The organism is Pseudogemmobacter sp. W21_MBD1_M6, from assembly GCF_052119585.1.
Lineage (GTDB): Bacteria > Pseudomonadota > Alphaproteobacteria > Rhodobacterales > Rhodobacteraceae > JBGQOJ01.
On sequence record NZ_JBGQOJ010000001.1, the window covers coordinates 701,882 to 720,303 of the forward strand.

An 18,422-nucleotide genomic window follows, 5' to 3' on the forward strand; every position below is an offset into this window, starting at 1 on the left:
GGATGGGGGATTTGGCAAAGGGGCCAGCCCGCCGATAAATGCGGACTGGCGGCAGCGTTTCAGCCTTGAACCTTGTTCCCAACGACGGTCTGGTTGCCCTTTAGGCCAATCGGCAGGCTGTCGATGTAGGCGTTGGGCGTGCGGCCATCATAGGGGATGCCGTCGATGATATCGGCGGTCACAGGGCGGTAGCCGTCTGTATCCCAGGGAAAGTCCGCCTCGTTCGCCATGCCATCCTCAACCAGCAGCTTTGCGGCCTCGATATAGATGTCGGCGCGGTAAACCGATTTGGCGACATCGTCATACCAGGTGTCGGGCTTGCCTTCGGCAATCTGGCCCCAGCGGCGCATCTGCGTCAGATACCAGACCGCGTCAGAGGCATAGGGATATGTGGCAAAGTAACGGAAGAAGACGTTGAAATCGGGAACGTCCCGCGTGTCGCCCTTTTCGTATTCGAACGTGCCGGTCATAGAGTTCGCGATCACTTCGGCATCGGCCCCGACATATTCCGACCGGGCCAGAATCTCGACCGCCTCTGCGCGGTTCGCGTTCTGGTTTTCATCAAGCCATATCGCCGCGCGGATCAGTGCCTTTGTCAAAGCCAGCGTGGTGTTCGGGTTTTCCTCGGCAAAGGCCTTGGTGATGCCGAACACCTTTTCGGGGTTGTTCTTCCATATCTCGTAATCTGTGACCACAGGCACACCGATGCCCTTGAACACCGCCTGCTGGTTCCACGGCTCGCCCACGCAATATCCAAGGATTGTTCCGGCTTCCAAAGTCGCGGGCATCTGTGGCGGTGGCGTGACCGACAGCAATACCTCTGCGTCGATCTGGCCACTGACATTTTCGGTGCTGTAGTAGCCCGGCTTTATCCCGCCAGCCGCAAGCCAGTAGCGCAATTCATAGTTGTGGGTGGAAACGGGAAACACCATGCCCATGTTGAACGGCTTGCCCTGATCGCGGTAGCTGTCAACGACGGGCTTCAGGGCGGTCGCGCTGATCGGGTGCACCGGTTTGCCGTCCGCTTGCGACGGGATATTGGGACGCATCTCGGCCCAGACCTCGTTCGAGACGGTGATCGCGTTTCCGTTCAGGTCCATCGAGAAGGGCGTGATGATGTCCGCCTTTGTGCCATACCCGATTGTCGCCGCCAGCGGCTGGCCGGCCAGCATATGCGCCCCGTCCAGTTCGCCGTCGATGACACGGTCCAGCAGAACCTTCCAGTTTGCCTGAGGTTCCAGTGTGACGAACAGCCCTTCGTCCTCGAAGTAACCGTTTTCATAGGCAACAGCCAAAGGCGCCATATCTGTCAGCTTGATAAATCCGAACTTCAGTTCGTCTTTCTCAAGATCCAGAATTTCGGCCCATGCCGGCAATGCAACGCTTACCGACATCACCAAGGCCAGTTTCAATGTCTGTTTCATTTCGGTTTCCTTTTGCGGCGCCTGAAATCAGGCCAAAAAAAAGCCGCTCGATCCAATCCGCTGGGAGGCGCGGACAGATCGAGCGGCTTTGCTCATTTTCTCTCGTCATCGAGAGGATTACCGTATCAGACCAACATCGCCCTGACCGTGTTAAGATCAATAAACAGGAATTGCTGCCGTGCCGCGAGAACTTTCGCAGTTGCAGCAATTGCACCGGCGAAGGTTTCTTTGTTGCCCAAAAATGAAGCGCTAAATTTGGGCGATGTCGAAGATTTGGCCATCAAAAAAGGCATCGGGGCCCAGAATCATGTTCCCCCGCAAGGACGCGACCGGCTGCGCGACTTTCATCACACCTTCTATTTTCTCAGAGGCTCCGGGCATATCGGCGCCGATGCCGGTCAGGGCATCACGGTAAAGATCGGACCGGAAACAGGCCCGCGCAGTCGCAATCGCGGTCTCGCGGTCAATACCGTTGCGCGCGGCGATTTTCGTCGCGATCCACGCCGCCTGTGACCGCCACGGAAAGGTGGCTGCCCCGTCAAAGAATGTCAGGAACCGGTCAACCTGTGTTCCAAGACCCCTTGGTTTGGTTACGATATGGCCCAACAGCGCGCGTTCGATGATCTGATCGGAAATATCGACATACTGGCTGCGGCCCAACAGATCCGAGGCGACGCCGCGATTGCCGGTCTCTGCCAGCCACCTGCTGGCCCGCCAGACCGCCCGCATCAACGCGCGGGTGGTTGTGGGGTGATCCTCGGTCCAGTCGTGGCGCACCGCCAGAACCTTTTCCGGCGCAAATCCCCAGATCGCACAGCCGGGCAGGACAAGCTCTGCCACACCCGTCTCGACCGCGATTGACCCCCAGGGCTCGCCGACGCAAAACGCGTCGATCTCTCCTGCGGCCATGGCATCGGCCATGCGCGGCGGCGGAATGGTTTTCACATCCAGTTCATTCGGCGTGCTAAGGCCCAAGGCTCCCAGCCAGTGATACAAAAGTTCGGCATGCATCGAAAACGGGAACGGCACGCCAATGCGCAGCCGCCGCTTTGTGGCGTGGATCAGGTGTTGCCCGGTTCCGCGCGGGTCCAGGAACCCGCCTTGCCAGCCGCCCTGCCGCATGGCTGCGGCCAACTGCGGTGACACCCCGATCACGTTGCCGTTCACCGACAGGACCATCAGCGCGTCAAGCCGCGTCGGCAAGCCACCCAGACCAAGCGACATTGCAATAGGGACCGGTGACAGCATATGTGCCGCGTCCAGTTGCCCAAGCGCCAGCATATCGCGCAGTGCCGACCATGAGGGATGCTTGACCAGATTCAGGCGCAGGCCTTCTTCCTCGGCAAAACCCAATTCGTGGGCGACCACCAAGGGGGCGCAGTCAACCAACGGCATGAACCCGCATGTCACTTGTGTCAGGCTCATTTCAACAAATCCGCTGCTGTAACCAACGCCTCGGCCACGTCGGCCACCTTGCGGCCCTGATCCATCGCCGTCTTGCGCAACAACCCGTATGCCTCTTCCTCCGAGCATCCCTTTGCTTGCATCAAAAGACCCTTTGCGCGGTCGATTGTCTTGCGCTCTGACAGGGCGGCCTTGGCGGCCTTCAGCTCTGTGCGCATCTGCGAATACATGTGGAACCGCGCAATCGCGGCATCAAGGATCGGCTTGATCCGTTCCGGTTTCAGCCCGTCGACGACATAGGCGCTTAGCCCCGCCTGAATGGCGGCTTTGGTCAGCTCGTGATCAGACCGGTCGACAAACATCGCCACGGGGCGCTCGAACGCGCCGGATGCCAGCGTCAGCTCTTCAAGAACATCGCGGTTCGGATGCGCCACATCGATCAGCACCAGATCGGGGTTCCGGTTGGCGATCTGACGCGCAAGGCCGGTATCTTCGGCAATCACAAAGATAGAGTAATCACCTGCCTCGTGCAGACTGTCGACGATCAGCTTGGCACGATCGACGTTCGGCTCGACAATAACGATGGAAAGTTTGGGGTGCATGCTGTGCCGCCTGATACGTGCGTCCCTTTGACATCCCGCTCTGCGCAGGCTCAACGGAAAACCTGCACAAAACGCGCCTGATCCAACGGTATTGCCCTTAACGAGCCGTTATTTCGGCAATTGCCCTTGAATTAGGCGTTTCGTAAAAAGTTCGGGAATATCACAGCGCCTCCTACTTTCGTGGCATATCGCTGTTTCGTTGCGCACGCCGCTGCGCCGCAATGCGGTAGGGTGCATTGGGGGCGCCATATCCACGATAATCCCCGCGACGTTCGACGATTTCAAAGAAATGACCATCGCCATGAGACTGGCTGTAAAGCTGGTAAAAGGCGCCGCGTTCGTCACAGTCATACAGGATATTCGCAGCCTTCATCGCGGCGACATCATCTTCGGGCAAACCGAAACGGGCGGTCAGGTCGGCATAGTAATTGGCCGAAATCTGCAAGGTCGCGAACCCGTTCTTTGCCAGCTTGGCCGCCGTCGCAAAGATATCGTCGGTCGCAAAGGCCACATGCTGCACGCTTGACCCGAAGCTGTCCGCGATGAACCGACCCGCCAAGGTGCGGTGTGTTTCCGCGCCGTTCAATGTCAGTCGCAGTCCGCCATCGGGGCTTTCGATTGCTTGCGACCGGACAAGCCCGCCCGGATCGACAACATCCACCATCGGTGATTTTCCAAGGTCAAAAATCGACGTGTAGAACAAAGCCCAGGTCAGCATTTCATCGTAGTTCATCGTTTGCGCCAGATGGTCGATCCGGTGCAACCCTGCATCCTTGCCGGTGCTGGCGGCCTCGACCGGCTTGAATTCGATGTCCCATACCTTTGACAGATCGGTCTTGTCGTCGATGAAATGTATGACCCCACCCCCGACACCACGGATCGCGGGGATAGACAGTTCTCCCGGCCCCACGGGCTGCGTGAACGTCGCAGCCCCCAACGCCTGTGCGCGTTCCACGGTTGCCGCGGCGTTTTCAACGCGCAGTCCGATGTCGCAGACCGATGTTCCATGCGTCAGATACGATGAATGGGCAAAACCCTCCGGCTCGGTGTTGACGACGATATTGATTCCGCCCTGCCGCCACAGCGTCACGTCCTTGTGGATATGCTGCGCCGCGCGATCGAACCCCAACGTCTGCAACGTCAACCCAAGACCCTCGGCATCCTGCGGCGAGGCGGCGAACTCTATAAACTCTACCCCTTCGGCCCGAACGCGGTCCGGCATCGCGGGAACCTCTATCGCGATGCCCGGCTCCAGGCGCTTGACCTGATCCATCAGGAACAAAAGCGAGCGATGACCATCGATGGCAATCGCCCTGGGGCTGCCGCCGCGGAACTGGTCATTGAAAATCTCGAGGCTTAGCGGGCCGTCATAGCCGGTTGCCGCCACGGCGCGCATGAAATCCACGACGGCTAGGTCGCCTTCTCCGGGCATATTGCGAAAGTGACGCGACCAATAAAGCAGGTCCATTTCGATCAGGGGCGCGTCTGCCAGCTGGACAAAGAAGATCTTGTCGCCCGGAATGGACCGGATGCTTTCCGGCGACAACTTGCGCCCCAGCGTGTGAAAACTGTCAAGGATCAGGCCGATGTTCGGGTGATCGGCGCGGCGCACGACTTCCCATGCATCACGATGATCATTGATGTGCTTGCCCCAGGCCAGCGCCTCGAACCCGACCCGCAGACCACGGCTGGCCGCGCGTGCGCCCAGTTCGGCAAAGTCATCGGCGGTGCGATCTATCCCGCCAAGGCTGTCGGGGTGGACGGTGGAACAGACCAACACCAGATCGGTGCCCAGCTCCTGCATCAGGTCGAATTTGCGCTCTGCGCGATCAAAGGCACGGGCGCGCAGCGGGGCGGGCAGACCTTCGAAATCGCGGAACGGCTGGAACAGCATGATTTCCAACCCGTGATCGCGCACCATGCGCCCCACATCCTGCGGAGAGCCATCGAAGGCGATGAAATCCTGCTCGAATATCTCGATCCCATCATACCCGGCGGCGGCAATGGCAGTCAGCTTCTCGCGCAGGTCGCCAGCAATCGAAACGGTGGCTATAGAGGTCTTCATGATACTTCTCTGCCTTGCATTATGGGGATCGACCCCTTCATTGGCGCGCGCTCAGACGAAAGGTATCGGGTTACTTGCAAATCAACCCGGAGCGGCGAGAGTCAACAACCGTTTACGCAGCAGGTCCAAATCCTTGGGCCTGTGACCGGTAAAGATTTCGAACGCATCAATCCCCTGATGGAAGAACAGCTCGTAGCCCGAAAGGAACCGTGCGCCCGCCGCTTCGGCCTGCGCCTTGAACGGGGTTTCCACAGGGGTATAGACGGCATCGAATGCCCAGCCCCCCTTGGGAAATGCGCCCGAAGGCACCGGGCTGCCGTCATATCCGACCATGCCCAGCGGGGTGCAGTTTATCACGCCATCCGCATCGGTCAGCGCCTGAACGCCGTCCACGCGGGCGCGGGTTTTTCCCCCGCTCGCCTCGATGACCGCCTTTGCCAATGACACGGCCTTTGCAATATCATGATCCACGAATACGATCTCTTCGGCGCCAAGAACGGTCAAACCAAAGGCGATTGCCTTACCCACGCCACCAGCCCCGAACTGCACAACGCGCCCCGGCGATGTCGCACCGAACGCCGCCCGATAGGCCGACACAAAACCCGAATAGTCCGTGTTGAAGCCACGCGGCCCGTCTTTGGCGAACAAGACGGTGTTCACCGCCCCGATGCGCCCGATATTGGGGTCATCGACCTGAACCCGGCGGACCACGCGCTCTTTATAGGGCAGGGTGACATTCACACCCTGCAACCCGTCTGCACGGCAGCCATCGAACACCTGATCGAAATCCTGACCGATGAACGGCGGAATAAACAGATCATAGCTGACAGTCAGTCCCGAAAGCTCTCCGCAGAGGCGGTGCAATGCGGGCGAACGGGACGCGCGGATATTGTCGCCGATCAGGCCCAGTCTGAACGTATCGGTTTTCATCCGGGATACCCCATCAATCGTGGCAGCCACAAAACAATTCCGGGCACAAAGATCATCAGGATCAGCGCAGCAATCAGAACCGCAAGAAAGGCCCATATCTCGGCAATGATGTCGCGTAGCGGGATGTTGGTCACCGCGTTGATCACGAACAGCAGAATTCCGTAGGGTGGCGTGATCAGGCCGATCATGCAGTTCACCACAATGACAACCCCGAAGTGGACCAGATCAATTCCCAGTTCCCGGCAGGTCGGAATGAACAGCGGCACGATCACAAGGATGATCGTCGTCGCATCCAGCACACAGCCCAGCAAAAGAACCAGAAGGTTGACGCCCAGAAAGAAAACGATGGGCGAGACATCAAGCCCGACAAGCGCGCCGGCCATCATGTTCGGAATATTTTCCGAGGCGACGATATAGTTCAAGATCAATGCGCCACCGATCACCAGACCAACAGCCGCCGACGACCGCGCAGACGAAACAAAGATGTCATAAAGCGCCCGCAAAGAAACGGCGCGGTAAAAGACCGAAGCAAGGATCAGTGCGTAAAATGCCGCAACGGCGGCAGCCTCTGTCGGGGTCGTGACCCCGCCATAGATCCCGTAAAGCAGGATCGCAGGCATCAACAGCGCCGGAAAGGCATTGATCGTTTGCTTGGGCAGCTCGCGCAGCGGCACGGGTTCTTCCAGGGCAAAGCCGCGCTTCGCCGACATGTAGTAATTCATCGTCATCAGGACGACCCCCATGACAAGGCCCGGCACGATGCCGCCAAGGAACAGGTAGCCAATCGACGAATTTGAGACGAGAGCGTAAAGAACCATCGGAATCGATGGCGGAATGATCGGGCCGATCGTGGCAGATGCCGCCGTGATTGCCGCCGCATATCCCGCAGGATACCGCCCGCCTTTGGTCATCATTTCGATGATGATTTTGCCGATGCCCGCTGCATCTGCCACGGCAGAGCCCGACATCCCGGAAAAAATCAACGACGCGACGACATTCACATGCCCAAGACCGCCGCGAAAGCGGCCAACAGCCGCCACGCAGAAATTCAGCAGGCGTTCCGAAATGGTGCCCGCGTTCATGATGTTCGCGGCGACGATAAACAATGGCACGGCCAACAGAATAAAGCTGTCGTAAAGACCGGCCAGAATTTGCTCTCCCGCAAGGGCGATATCCTGCCCGGCGACCGCCAGATAGACGATGGCCGAAAGGATGATCGCAAAGGCGATAGGTGCCCCTATGCCCGCGAGAAAGAACATGGCCGCAAGGCAAAGTGTCAGCTGAAGGCTCATTCGTCCATAACCTCCAGATGGTGGTGCTCGTCCGTCACGCCATGACGCAAAACCTGAACAAAGTAGACAGCGTAGCGAACAACAACCGCCACCAGAAAGAGCGCATAGATTGAAAAGACGGTCCGCATGGGAATGTGAAGCGTCGCGCTTTTCTTGATTTTCAGAAAGTCGATGTAATCCCAGGTGGGAAGGATCGACAGGCCCAGACCGATAACAATCGCCGCCGAGGAGATAAGCGCCATGATCCGCCGCGGCCCCTTGGGAACCGCAAGATAAAGCAGGTCGAAGGTAACGTGGTCCTTATCACGGACAATAAAGGCGTTGCCCCAAAATACGATCCAGATCCAGAGGGTCAAACACAGCTCCAGCGTCCAGCCGAACGGCTCTGCCAGAACGTAGCGCGCAAAGATTTGCAGAAGAAAGGTAAGAAACATGGCGGCAAGCATTGCCGCCGCCACGCCCTCAGCCCCTCTATTCAGCCAGCGTAAAGCAAACTGCATGAGATGACCCTCTGATTCAGTGCTTTAGAGCGAGTTGATCTTGTCCAGAAGACCGGCGGGCCAATCTTTGGCAAAGTCGGATTCCAGATACATGGTCTGCACCCGTGTGCGGAACGCATCAAGATCAGGCTCGTACACCTTCAGGCCCTGCTCTTCGAGGAACGACACAAGATCGACCTCTTTTTGCAGCTGGTTCACGCGCCCGAACTCTGCGGTCTTGTCTGCCGCATCCTGCACGGTGGCTTGCTGCTCTGGTGTCATCGCATCCCAGGACGCCTTGGAAAGGGCGAGGTAGTTCAGGTCAACCAGATGCGACGTCAGAACGACTTGCTTGGTCACTTCGTAGAACTTCGCATCGACAACGGTTGGCAGCGGGTTGTCCTGACCGTCGACCGCGCCGGTTTGCAGCGCGGTGTAAACCTCGGTAAAGGCCATGGGAACAGGGCTTGCGCCCAGCGCCTTACCCAGGAACTGCCATGCGTCGGTGCCGGGCATCCGCAACTTGACGCCGGCCAGATCTTCAGGAGTTTTGACTTCTTTGTCGGTGCGCAGGTTCACCTGACGACGCCCCAGATACATCACGGTCAACAGCTTGATGCCAAGCTCGTCTTCGGCTTTTTGCTTGAAGCTATCCATCAGGGGGTCATTGAAAACCGCAACCTGATGCGCCGCGTCGCGGTGAACGTAGCCTGCCGTAAAGATCGAGAATTCAGGGAAGAAAACGGCCAGTTCCTGTGCAGATGTGATCGACATTTCCAGGTTGCCGCGCGCGATCGCTTCCAGCTCTGTGCCCTGCTTGAACAGGGTGGCGTTCCAGTGGGGTTCGAAGTCCGCGACCTCGGCCACGGCGGGGCCAAACACCTCTAGCAATGCGACAGAGCGTTGGTCGGTTTCAGACCCGACGGCAGATAGCCGCAGCTTGATCTTGTCAGCCGCAAAGGCGGGCATGCCAATAGATGCGGCCATCGTTGCAACTGCGGCGCCAGCAAGAAGCGCGCGGCGTGTGTGATTAATAGGCATGAGGTTTCCTCCCAATTCAATGCCGGAACGGGCGCTGATCGTTGCACGCCGCTGTCGAAACGTGGCATATAACTATTTTTGGATCAACCAATAATATCTTTATTGACCCCTATAGTCCATTTCATAGGTTTAACTAATAATAATCGATTATTTTACGGCCTTCCTGTGCCACGCCCAAAGTGGCCAGCTAGATCGCCCCCCCCTAGGTGGGGTTCTCCAACGAATGCTCCACTCCGCCCCTGATATGCACACGCAAGATCGTCTGGGCCTTTTCCACGTCCCTTGCCAGGGCCGCATCAAGAAAGGCGCGGTGCTCGATCGCGGCTGCATTGCCCCGAAAGGTCAGTGTCCTCATCTGATAGCGAAGATATTTGTCGAATACAGTTCCGTGGACCTTCAAAAGTTCTGCGGACCCGCAGGCCAGAATAAGGGCCTGATGGAATTCCCAGTCATAGCGCTTCCACTCTTCCCGGATGCTTGTATCGCCCGCCAGCATGCGCTGTTCCATACGGGACAGTTTGTGATGCGCGGCAACAACTTTGCCTTCCCAATCGGTATCCCCCGCCTCGAATGACAGCTTCAAGGCGTGGCACTCCAGCAAAATGCGCAAATCGGCAATCTCGCGCAGATCTTCAGGCGACATCGGTGCAACAAAAAACCCGCGCTGCCCTTCCGCAACCACAAAACCGTCGCTGGCAAGGCGGCTCAGGACTTCTCGCAAGGTCGAAACGCTGGCATGATAGCGCTCTTTTAGCGTGTCGAGCTTCAGCTTCTCATCCGGCTCCAACCGGCCAAAAATGATATCTGTTCGGATGGTTTCATAGGTATAGGTTCCGATACTTGGAATCGCGCTTGATATGGTCATGCCCTGTTGTTCTTATCCCGGATGATACGTCGCATGACACAGTGACCCAATTCTGCGAATATGTCCAATGACCTCTCAGGTAAATTATTTCATATCATCTTGCATATAATCGATTATTAACGCAAACTTCGCGCAACAATGCGGGGGGCGTCGGGGTGTCGGACAGTCAGGCCATAGGTGTTTCATCAACGAATCACAAAAAGACGACCATTTCCGGTCGTCTGTCAGGCCTGCTTCGGCTGCAAATTCTGAATGGCACATTGCCCCCCGGATCAAAGGTCAATCTGGACCGTCTGCGCGAAACGCATGGCGTCTCACTTTCGTCCGTCCGCGAGGCCGTATCGCGGCTGACCGCAGACGGGTTGGTCGAGCTTGAGGAACAGCGCGGCTATCGGATTGCCCCTGTCACGCTTGCCAACCTGATCGAAGTGACGCGGCTGCGCGCCGATATGGAAACGCTTGCACTTGGCTATGCGATCACGCAGGCCAATCTGGAATGGGAGGGCGATGTGATGGCCGCGCTTCACCGGCTTGGCCGTGCCCTACATGACCCCGCCCAACCAGACGCGATTGCCGTCTGGGAAGAGGCCCATGCCGATTTTCACATGACGCTTGTTCAGGGCAGCGGTATGAAAAATCTCTATCGTTTCTGCATCACCCTGCACAATCTGAACAGCCGCTATCGGCGGATATTCGGATCGGACGATCTCAGCGATGGGACTGTCGAAAGTGAACACAAACCAATCGCCGATGCCGCCCTTGCGCGGGATGCCGATCTGGCCTGCGCCCTGCTTCGGGGGCACATCGAACGCACGGGCGCAAAGCTGGTGGCGCGGATCGGCGATCACCTTCCTGCGGACACCCGGTAAGCCATGAAAACCCGCATCAACTTTGAAGCAAAATCTAAGGAATGATCAGTGACCAACCTTATCTACATCCTGAACGGCCCAAACCTGAACCTTCTTGGAAAACGCCAGCCCGAAATCTACGGACATGACACACTTGCCGATGTCGAGGCGAATTGTGCAGTTGTGGCCAAGGAATTCGGTCTGGAAGGGCGGCTTTTGCAGTCCAACCACGAAGGCCAGATCATCGACTGGATCCACGAAGCCCGCGAGAATGGTGCCGGCATCATCATCAACCCCGGTGCATTCACACATACCTCTGTGGCGATCTTTGACGCGTTGAACACCTTTGAAGGGCCCGTGCTGGAGGTTCATATTTCCAACGTGCACAAGCGCGAAAGCTTTCGTCACCATTCCTATGTCAGCCTGCGGGCCGAGGGCGTCATCGCCGGTTTTGGCGTCGAGGGCTACGCGCTGGCCATGCGCCGCATGGGTTCATTGGTCGGCAAATGAGCGCACCCGTTCGGATCGCCGTCGCGGGTGCCGGGATGATCGGGAAACGCCATATCGAGGCGATCAACGCGGCGCAGGGCGCGGTTCTGGCGTCCATCGTGGACCCGACGGATATGGGCCGCGACCATGCCGCCGCACTGGGCGCACCATATTTTCGGTCGCTTGCCGAGATGATCCAGTCTGGAACGGCGGATGGCGTCATTCTGGCGACACCCAATCAGGTGCATGTAAAAAACGGGCTTGAATGTGTGGCCGCCGGTTTGCCCACGCTGGTGGAAAAGCCTTTGGCAACCGATCTGGCCGGCGCGGAACGGCTGGTCGCATCCGCAAAATCGGCAGGCGTTCCGTTGCTGACCGGCCACCACCGGCGCCATAATCCGCTGATCCAGAAAGCGCAGCAGATCATCGCCAAGGGAGAGCTGGGCCGGATCACAACCGTGCAGGCGCAGACCTGGTTCATGAAGCCAGACGATTATTTCGAGGTGGACTGGCGTCGGAAAAAGGGAGCGGGGCCGGTTTATCTGAACCTGATCCACGACGTGGATCTGTTGCATTTTCTGTGCGGCGATGTGGTCAGCGTTCATGCGATGGACTCCAACGCGATCCGGGGCAACGAAGTCGAAGAGACAGCCGTTATTATCCTGCGCTTTGCCAACGGCGCATTGGGGACAGTCAATGTTTCCGACACGGTCGTCGCCCCATGGAGCTGGGAACTGACCGCGCGGGAAAACCCCGCCTATCCCGCAACAACGGAAGATTGCTATTGGATAGGGGGCACCGAGGCTTCGCTTGCCCTGCCCAATCTGGCGATGTGGAAAAACCCCGGCAAGCGAAGCTGGTGGGAGCCGATCAGTTCGACGAAGATGATCTTTGATTTCGAAGATCCGCTGATCCGTCAGATCCGCCAGTTCGCGGCTGTGATCCGTGGAGAGGAAAAACCGTTGGTGTCAGGCGAAGATGGCCTGAAGGCATTGCGGGTAATCGAAGCGGTCAAAACATCTGCCGCCACCGGAATGACGGTAAACATCGCATAGGGTGCGGCGGTCATGGTGCATGCCGCACCATGGACAATCTGGAATGACCGGCACCGGTCTTGAATGAGAGAGTGAAAATGGAACTTCCCAAGAATACGTTTAAAGCCGCGATCAAGGCGGGCAAGCAACAGATCGGCCTTTGGTGCTCGATCAACGATAGCACCATCGCGGAAATGCTGGCGGCGTGCGGCTATGACTGGGTGATGTTCGACACCGAACATGCAGCGATTGACGCGATCAGTATCGTGCCCCTGCTTCAGGCTGTTGCACCTTACCCCGTGTCGCCGATTGTACGGCCCGGATCGCTGAACCCCGTCGAAATCAAAAAGCTTCTGGACAACGGCGCCCAGACGCTTCTGATCCCCTATGTGCAAAACGCCGACGAAGCACGCCTTGCCGTTTCATCGGTCACCTATGGGCCCGACGGCATCCGCGGCGTTGCCGGCATCACCCGCGCCAGCCGTTTTGCGCAGATTCCCGATTATCATAAACGCGCCCGCGAAGAAATTTGCCTGCTGTTGCAAGTTGAAACAGCCGAGGCCCTGAACGAGATCGAGGCGATTGCCGCCGTTCCCGGCGTCGACGGCATATTCGTCGGCCCTGCAGATCTGGCCGCCAGCATGGGCCATCCGGGCAACCCGGATCATCCGGATGTAAAGGCTGCGGTTCTGGATGCCATCCGCCGTATCCGCGCGGCGGGTTTGCCTGCAGGCGTTCTGACACTTGACCCCGCCTTCCTGCCCGAGGCGATCGCAGCGGGCAGCCTGTTCACCGCCGTCGATGTCGATTCGGCTATTTTGTTGCGCGGTGCCTTGGCGCAGGCCGCAAAATGGAAGGCCCACACCGCATGAATATCGGGGAAATGCGGTCTATTCTGGCACCAAGCGGTGTGCTGCGTGTCGCGATCAATCTGGGCAACAAGGCGCTTGTTCAAGAGACGGATGGCACAGTGGGCGGCGTTTCCCCGACACTGGCGGTCGGGTTGGCAAACCACCTTGATCTGCCGATCGAATTCATCACGTTTCGTGGCGCTGGCAAGGTTGTCGATGCCGGAAAAGACGACATCTGGGATCTGGCCTTTCTGGCGATTGACCCTGCCCGGATGGACGTTGTGACCTTCACCAAGCCCTATGTTTTGATCGAAAGCACATTCGCCGTTCGAAAGGACGGGCCCGTCAGCAGCCTGGCTGATGCGGACCAGCCCGGTCGCACCATATTGGTGGGCAAAGGATCGGCCTACGACCTGTATCTGACGAAAACCGCAAGGCACGCGACGATCCTAAGGGCTGAAAATCCGGGCGCGTCCTTTCAACGGTTTCTGCAGGGCGAGGCGGATAGCGTTGCGGGCGTACGTCAAAGCCTGGAGTCGGCTTTTGCGTCACATCCCGGCATCACGATATTTAACGACAGCATCGGGACCATAGAACAGGCCATGGCTGTTCCTGTGGCAAAGGCGGGTGTTATCGGGCAGATAAACGCCTTTCTTGACGCCGCGATCAACGACGGGACGGTGCGTGCTGCGTTGGATGCGTCGGGCAAGGCAAACCTGATGGTCGCCCCCCGAGGCTGACGCAGCCACGCGACCGCGCCGCGTTTGGATTGCGTCACGCAACAATCTCGCCAGCGCCGTAGCCATTATAGTGATAGCTTTTTACCTTTGTTTCATCACGGTTCAGCACGACTATGATCGGGGTGCCCCTGCGGGCACTGTCAACCAGATCGGCATGGCCATGACGCACATCGCCCACGCTCGTCGTCACATAGCCGACGCATTGAACAATCACGTCGGCACGTCGGGCAATGTAACGCGCATCGACGATCGGAATAACAGGCGAGGTATCGACAATGACAATGTCCATTCCGTTGCAGGCGTCTTGCAGAATGTCGTCAAAGCGTTCGGAATCCAGCAGGCAATCCGTCGGCATATCGCTGCGCTCGCCACCCAGCACGACCTGCGCATCGGACAGGGGATCACCGATGTAATGAACCGGACCACCGGCCTGTTCCTTGAGGTGGTCAAGCAGCCCCGTTTGCCGTGGCAGCCCAAGATGATTGTGCAAACTCGGTTTTCGAAGATCCGCATCAATCAACAGGGTGCGCCTGCCCGCCATGGCATAGGTTCGCGCCAGGGCAAGGGCGATGGTCGTCTTACCCTCGCCCGGTATGCTTGACGAAACCATGATCACCGTGCAGGGGCCCTTGGCGTTGTGCATCTCGCCGTCGATCCTTGACCTGACCCGCCGCAGGCTTTCCGAAAAGACGCATAGGGGCGCATTCACGACCCTGTCCGCAACAGAAAGCATACCCCGCTTTTCCCGCAGTGCAGGAACCGATGCAGGCACGGTTCCGGGCACAATATTCGCCAATTGAAGGGTCGAGGTGACGCCGCCGAAATAATATTCGTTTGCAAACGCCAGCCCGACCCCGAAGCCAAGCGAAACGATCACGGCCATCCCCAGAATAGCCCCTGCCTTGGGGAAACTCGGGTCAGCGGGGGCCAGAGCACGGGACACGATGCGGCCGTCGGCAACCTGCACCAACGCCTGACTTTCTACGTCGCGAAGACGGGACAACAGCATGCTATACTGGCGCTGGGCAACATCCGCCTCCTGTTGCAGGGCGTAAATCTGGGCGACTGTGGCCGAAGACAAACTTCCCCCCAACACGGCCTGCCGGATTTGCGCGCGATAGTCGCCCGCCTCGTTCGTCAGCAGGCGAACATCGTCTTCCAACGCGCCGATCGCCACGGTTGCATAGCCCGAAATACTGTCGCCGATATCGGCAAGACGGGCACGCAGGTCGATGTCATCAGGGGTGCCCGCAACCGAAGCGCCCAGCCTGACTTCCAACTGAAACCGTTGCTGCGCCAGTTCGGCCAATGCGTCATCCCCCAGCGATTGCACCAAAGACGCAACGTCATCGCGGGCCATTGCGCGCTGTGCATTCGCCGCCGTGCTTTCGGCGGTCTGGCGGGCCTTGTTTGCCCAGGACAGTTGCTCGCGCAGATCAACCAGATCGGAACTTCCTGTTTCAAGCTGCAATCGGGTCAGATTGGCGTCGATATAGGTGTCCAGCGTATTTTCGGATGCGGCCAGTTCGCTGCGCGACCGCTCAATCTGATCCCGAAGCAGTTGACCGGCAACAAGGGAGGCATCAATCTTGGACTGGACCTGAAGATCAATGTAAGTTTGCGCAAGCGTATTGGCCAGCTCTGCCGCGCGATCCGGCAGGCGCGAGGAAACCGAAACCGCCAAAATATAGGTCAGGCCGCGCCTGCGGATCGTGGTTGCCTTGTCAAACCTGTCCAATGTCTGGCGCACCAGCATTGCGCCATCGCGGTCTTCCGGCCCCCACCCCCCTATCGCATGCATCAGCTTTTCGCCCAACCCAAGCTGTGGCCCGAATTCGGGGTCACGCATCAGATCAAGCTTTTCGGCCGTTGCCAGCGCCACGGTATCGGATCTCAGAATCTCGACTTCGCTTTCGACGCGGGCATTCTCGACAGAGCTTTGCGCAGAATACTGATCGTCGGCGCGCAGCAGGTTCTTTTGCGAAGGATCGGCAAACAACAGCGCCGTCGCAGTATAAATCGGCGGCACAACAGAGACGTAAATCAGTGCCCCCCCCACGCCCAGAACCACCGACAAAGCGATCAGTCGCGCCTGACGCCGCACCAGTGAAGCGGCCTCATACACGGTGGGAAAGGTGTTCGGAAGTTGGTCCATAAAAGCCCTCTGATACTAGACAACGTGGTTTTTTGGATGCCCTGGAACACCCGTCGGCTGCTGTGCTGGCAGGCGCGATAGACCAAGGGCGATCAGGGTCAGGAACAGGAAAACATTCGCCTCTATCTCAAGGCTGAAATCGACCATGGAATGCAACGCCGTCAAGGCGATCACCCCCATCGCGGCGACAATCTGGCCCTTGCCAGTCTCTGACCTTTGCACCGCTCGACGCAGGCGGACGGCAACACAGACCAACACAATGACCGGCAGCGACCCGAAAAGGATCCCCATCTCGACCCAAAGCGTCAGATAGCTGGAATGCGCGTAATCCCAGATCACGTCGCCGGGCAGGGATCGCTGGTGGAACAGCTCGAACGCGGGCGCAAACGCATCCAGCCCGTATCCCGACAGGGGCCGCTCGCGGATCATTGCGACAACCTGACGATACAGGTCCAATCGCGTTTCACTGTCCTTCATAATAAAGATGGATCGCCCCAGAACGCTGGTCCAGGTGCGGGTTGCCATCAAGGTCAGAACCACCAGCACCGCAATACCTGCCCGCCACATCGCCGGGCGTTTTCCGCGCAGGGCCACGACACAACCAAGGGCCGCGAATAGGCTGGCGGCGATGCCCATCCGCGATTGCGTTGCCAGTAACGCCAAAAGCATCGCCAACAGACACAACCACTGCACCAGAATCCCGACGGTTTCGGCACGCAAAAGCCGCACATCCCCGCCGCGTTTTTCCCGTGCAGACCAGCCATGATCGAAGGTGGTGCAAACACCAAGGACAAGCCCCATTCCCATGAACGTCGCAAAGGAATTGCGGTTGATAAATGTGCCCGTCGCCGACCCCAGATATGCGGTCTTGGGCCCCCAAAAGAACCCCTCGCCCAAAACGGTCAGGGACAACAAGGCCCAAAACCCGTGCGCCGTTAGCCCGGCAAACAGCCACCATGACATCCACCTGACGCGCGATGCGTTCCCCGCCACCTCTATCACCAGCACAAAAAGCGCCACGTAGGAAAACTGACGCAAAGCGCCAAGCAGGCTGGCCGTCGGCACAAGGCTGATCGTTTCCGGGAAAAGCCCGGCTGGCAAAGGCAGACGCACCCAGTCCGGTGGAAGAAACCACGCCACGGCAAGGGTTTGGAACAGCGCCGCGACGGGTATCAAAAGCGCTGGCAAAAGGACGTTGTAATGCCGTGCAATCTGCATCGGGCGTGATGGCGCGAGCCACAGCATCGCCACCACATAGCCCGTCAGAACCATGCCCAGAACTGGCGCGAACACCATCCAGACAATCGGCCTGTTCGACCCCATCGGTATCGGGGCAATCAGCACAATGGCAATCAGGACAACGGCAATCACATCATGAACCCTGCCAACGACAGCCACGCGGGAATGGGCGTTGGCCGTCATGTCTTTGCCTTGCGCGCCTGCGCCAGATCTTTGACGCTATCGACAAACCGCCGTTTCAGGGCAGGGGTCTGCCGTTCAACCACTTGCAGGATCAGGTCGCGCGCCGCAGATGTGCGAAGATATGTTTCCGCAATATATCCGGCGGTGCCGTCAGCCACCAAAAGTAGCGAAATATCCGATGCAAGGTGCGCCTTGTTTTCCGCCGACAAGGCCGCCCGCGCCGATAGGGCTAGATCCATACGCCGCGCCGCCAGCCAGCCTTCATTCGGCGCAGTAATCCATGCGCGGTCCAGCGCCTTCTGGAACCCGCCAACGGCGCCCGATTGAAAAAGGGACACTGCCACCGCATAATGCGCGACGGCAAGGGTCGGGCTGTCGGCCAGCACCGCGCGGGCAAGCCGAAGGCAATCATCGGCAAGATCCCGGCGGATTGCTGTGGGATAGACCAGAACACGCAGCGACGTCTGACTGTTCGCGCATCGTGACATCCGGGAATAGATGGATCGAACCGACAATGCCTTTCCATCCACCGGAGGCGTCTCCGCAACATCAAGGTGATGCGGCGTAACCAAGGTTTTATATTCGGCCCAGCCCGCTTTGCCCGAAACCCCTGCCAAAACAGATGCACAGACAAGTATCGCGGCTTTTGTGCATTGGTTGCGAATTGGAAAACCCCGCCATGAAAAATACAATTGTTCCGGGCCGACCTGCGCCGACACCCACAGGATTTTCACAGCAACTTTAACAAAATCTTAATTACTATAAAGCCACCTTAAGTTGT

General features: G+C 58.4%; 17 protein-coding genes. 5 read left to right on the plus strand and 12 right to left on the minus strand.

What is annotated here, in order from left to right:
- Positions 1-59: 59 nt before the first annotated feature.
- From ACEN2R_RS03350 to ACEN2R_RS03390, 9 genes are all read right to left on the minus strand, one after another.
- Positions 60-1,424 carry a CmpA/NrtA family ABC transporter substrate-binding protein gene (locus ACEN2R_RS03350; protein WP_442039164.1) on the minus strand — a complete coding sequence of 455 codons (1,365 nt, stop codon included), beginning with the start codon at positions 1,422-1,424 and terminating at the stop codon, positions 60-62.
- A 249-nt stretch (positions 1,425-1,673) separates the two neighbouring features.
- Positions 1,674-2,849, minus strand: coding sequence for a CmpA/NrtA family ABC transporter substrate-binding protein (locus tag ACEN2R_RS03355; protein ID WP_442039166.1), 1,176 nt, complete (start codon positions 2,847-2,849; stop codon positions 1,674-1,676).
- Positions 2,846-3,430: an ANTAR domain-containing response regulator gene (locus tag ACEN2R_RS03360; RefSeq protein ID WP_442039168.1), complete on the minus strand. Its 585-nt coding sequence runs from the start codon at positions 3,428-3,430 to the stop codon at positions 2,846-2,848. The genes ACEN2R_RS03355 and ACEN2R_RS03360 overlap by 4 nt, the downstream gene beginning before the upstream one ends.
- Positions 3,431-3,602: 172 nt before the next feature.
- Positions 3,603-5,495: a bifunctional sugar phosphate isomerase/epimerase/4-hydroxyphenylpyruvate dioxygenase family protein gene (locus tag ACEN2R_RS03365; RefSeq protein ID WP_442039170.1), complete on the minus strand. Its 1,893-nt coding sequence runs from the start codon at positions 5,493-5,495 to the stop codon at positions 3,603-3,605.
- Between the two features lie 81 nt (positions 5,496-5,576).
- Complete coding sequence (locus tag ACEN2R_RS03370; protein WP_442039172.1) at positions 5,577-6,425, minus strand: shikimate dehydrogenase family protein; 849 nt, start codon at positions 6,423-6,425, stop codon at positions 5,577-5,579.
- Entirely contained in the window at positions 6,422-7,717 is a 1,296-nt protein-coding gene (locus ACEN2R_RS03375) for a TRAP transporter large permease (protein ID WP_442039174.1), read from the minus strand. The genes ACEN2R_RS03370 and ACEN2R_RS03375 overlap by 4 nt, the downstream gene beginning before the upstream one ends.
- Positions 7,714-8,217, minus strand: coding sequence for a TRAP transporter small permease (locus ACEN2R_RS03380; RefSeq protein ID WP_442039176.1), 504 nt, complete (start codon positions 8,215-8,217; stop codon positions 7,714-7,716). Before ACEN2R_RS03380 ends, ACEN2R_RS03375 begins: the two co-directional genes overlap by 4 nt.
- 24 nt (positions 8,218-8,241) lie before the next feature.
- Positions 8,242-9,237: a sialic acid TRAP transporter substrate-binding protein SiaP gene (locus ACEN2R_RS03385; RefSeq protein ID WP_442039178.1), complete on the minus strand. Its 996-nt coding sequence runs from the start codon at positions 9,235-9,237 to the stop codon at positions 8,242-8,244.
- A 202-nt stretch (positions 9,238-9,439) separates the two neighbouring features.
- Complete coding sequence (locus ACEN2R_RS03390) at positions 9,440-10,102, minus strand: GntR family transcriptional regulator (protein ID WP_442039180.1); 663 nt, start codon at positions 10,100-10,102, stop codon at positions 9,440-9,442.
- A 155-nt stretch (positions 10,103-10,257) separates the two neighbouring features.
- Between ACEN2R_RS03390 and ACEN2R_RS03395 the strand changes: the two genes are divergently transcribed.
- From ACEN2R_RS03395 to ACEN2R_RS03415, 5 genes are all read left to right on the plus strand, one after another.
- On the plus strand, positions 10,258-10,971 hold the full coding sequence (locus tag ACEN2R_RS03395; RefSeq protein WP_442039182.1) for a GntR family transcriptional regulator: 714 nt from the start codon (positions 10,258-10,260) through the stop codon (positions 10,969-10,971).
- A gap of 48 nt (positions 10,972-11,019) precedes the next feature.
- The gene (aroQ, locus tag ACEN2R_RS03400; RefSeq protein WP_442039184.1) at positions 11,020-11,460 is read left to right on the plus strand and encodes a type II 3-dehydroquinate dehydratase; all 441 of its coding nucleotides are present in this window, start codon (positions 11,020-11,022) and stop codon (positions 11,458-11,460) included.
- Positions 11,457-12,494, plus strand: coding sequence for a Gfo/Idh/MocA family protein (locus ACEN2R_RS03405; RefSeq protein WP_442039186.1), 1,038 nt, complete (start codon positions 11,457-11,459; stop codon positions 12,492-12,494). The genes aroQ and ACEN2R_RS03405 overlap by 4 nt, the downstream gene beginning before the upstream one ends.
- 77 nt (positions 12,495-12,571) lie before the next feature.
- Positions 12,572-13,345, plus strand: a complete 774-nt coding sequence (locus ACEN2R_RS03410; RefSeq protein ID WP_442039188.1) for an HpcH/HpaI aldolase family protein — start codon at positions 12,572-12,574, stop codon at positions 13,343-13,345.
- A complete protein-coding gene (locus tag ACEN2R_RS03415) occupies positions 13,342-14,064 on the plus strand; it encodes a transporter substrate-binding domain-containing protein (protein WP_442039190.1) in 723 nt (240 codons plus the stop codon). Before ACEN2R_RS03410 ends, ACEN2R_RS03415 begins: the two co-directional genes overlap by 4 nt.
- 34 nt (positions 14,065-14,098) lie before the next feature.
- On the opposite strand, the gene ACEN2R_RS03420 is transcribed toward ACEN2R_RS03415, so the two are convergent.
- From ACEN2R_RS03420 to ACEN2R_RS03430, 3 genes are read right to left on the minus strand one after another with little or no spacing between them, the layout of a single operon-like run.
- Positions 14,099-16,219, minus strand: coding sequence for a GumC family protein (locus ACEN2R_RS03420; protein WP_442039192.1), 2,121 nt, complete (start codon positions 16,217-16,219; stop codon positions 14,099-14,101).
- Positions 16,220-16,234: 15 nt separating this feature from the next.
- A complete protein-coding gene (locus tag ACEN2R_RS03425) occupies positions 16,235-17,641 on the minus strand; it encodes an O-antigen ligase family protein (protein ID WP_442039194.1) in 1,407 nt (468 codons plus the stop codon).
- Positions 17,638-18,156 (minus strand): hypothetical protein, encoded by a 519-nt coding sequence (locus ACEN2R_RS03430; protein ID WP_442039196.1) that lies wholly within the window; start codon positions 18,154-18,156, stop codon positions 17,638-17,640. Before ACEN2R_RS03430 ends, ACEN2R_RS03425 begins: the two co-directional genes overlap by 4 nt.
- Positions 18,157-18,422: the final 266 nt, after the last annotated feature.

Excerpts from the sequence above, each read along its gene's own strand:
- ACEN2R_RS03350 (WP_442039164.1), bottom strand. The coding sequence starts at position 1,424 with ATGAAACAGACATTGAAACTGGCCTTGGTGATGTCGGTAAGCGTTGCA.
- ACEN2R_RS03355 (WP_442039166.1), bottom strand. The coding sequence starts at position 2,849 with ATGAGCCTGACACAAGTGACATGCGGGTTCATGCCGTTGGTTGACTGC.
- ACEN2R_RS03360 (WP_442039168.1), bottom strand. The coding sequence starts at position 3,430 with ATGCACCCCAAACTTTCCATCGTTATTGTCGAGCCGAACGTCGATCGT.
- ACEN2R_RS03365 (WP_442039170.1), bottom strand. The coding sequence starts at position 5,495 with ATGAAGACCTCTATAGCCACCGTTTCGATTGCTGGCGACCTGCGCGAG.
- ACEN2R_RS03370 (WP_442039172.1), bottom strand. The coding sequence starts at position 6,425 with ATGAAAACCGATACGTTCAGACTGGGCCTGATCGGCGACAATATCCGC.
- ACEN2R_RS03375 (WP_442039174.1), bottom strand. The coding sequence starts at position 7,717 with ATGAGCCTTCAGCTGACACTTTGCCTTGCGGCCATGTTCTTTCTCGCG.
- ACEN2R_RS03380 (WP_442039176.1), bottom strand. The coding sequence starts at position 8,217 with ATGCAGTTTGCTTTACGCTGGCTGAATAGAGGGGCTGAGGGCGTGGCG.
- ACEN2R_RS03385 (WP_442039178.1), bottom strand. The coding sequence starts at position 9,237 with ATGCCTATTAATCACACACGCCGCGCGCTTCTTGCTGGCGCCGCAGTT.
- ACEN2R_RS03390 (WP_442039180.1), bottom strand. The coding sequence starts at position 10,102 with ATGACCATATCAAGCGCGATTCCAAGTATCGGAACCTATACCTATGAA.
- ACEN2R_RS03405 (WP_442039186.1), top strand. The coding sequence starts at position 11,457 with ATGAGCGCACCCGTTCGGATCGCCGTCGCGGGTGCCGGGATGATCGGG.
- ACEN2R_RS03410 (WP_442039188.1), top strand. The coding sequence starts at position 12,572 with ATGGAACTTCCCAAGAATACGTTTAAAGCCGCGATCAAGGCGGGCAAG.
- ACEN2R_RS03415 (WP_442039190.1), top strand. The coding sequence starts at position 13,342 with ATGAATATCGGGGAAATGCGGTCTATTCTGGCACCAAGCGGTGTGCTG.
- ACEN2R_RS03420 (WP_442039192.1), bottom strand. The coding sequence starts at position 16,219 with ATGGACCAACTTCCGAACACCTTTCCCACCGTGTATGAGGCCGCTTCA.
- ACEN2R_RS03425 (WP_442039194.1), bottom strand. The coding sequence starts at position 17,641 with ATGACGGCCAACGCCCATTCCCGCGTGGCTGTCGTTGGCAGGGTTCAT.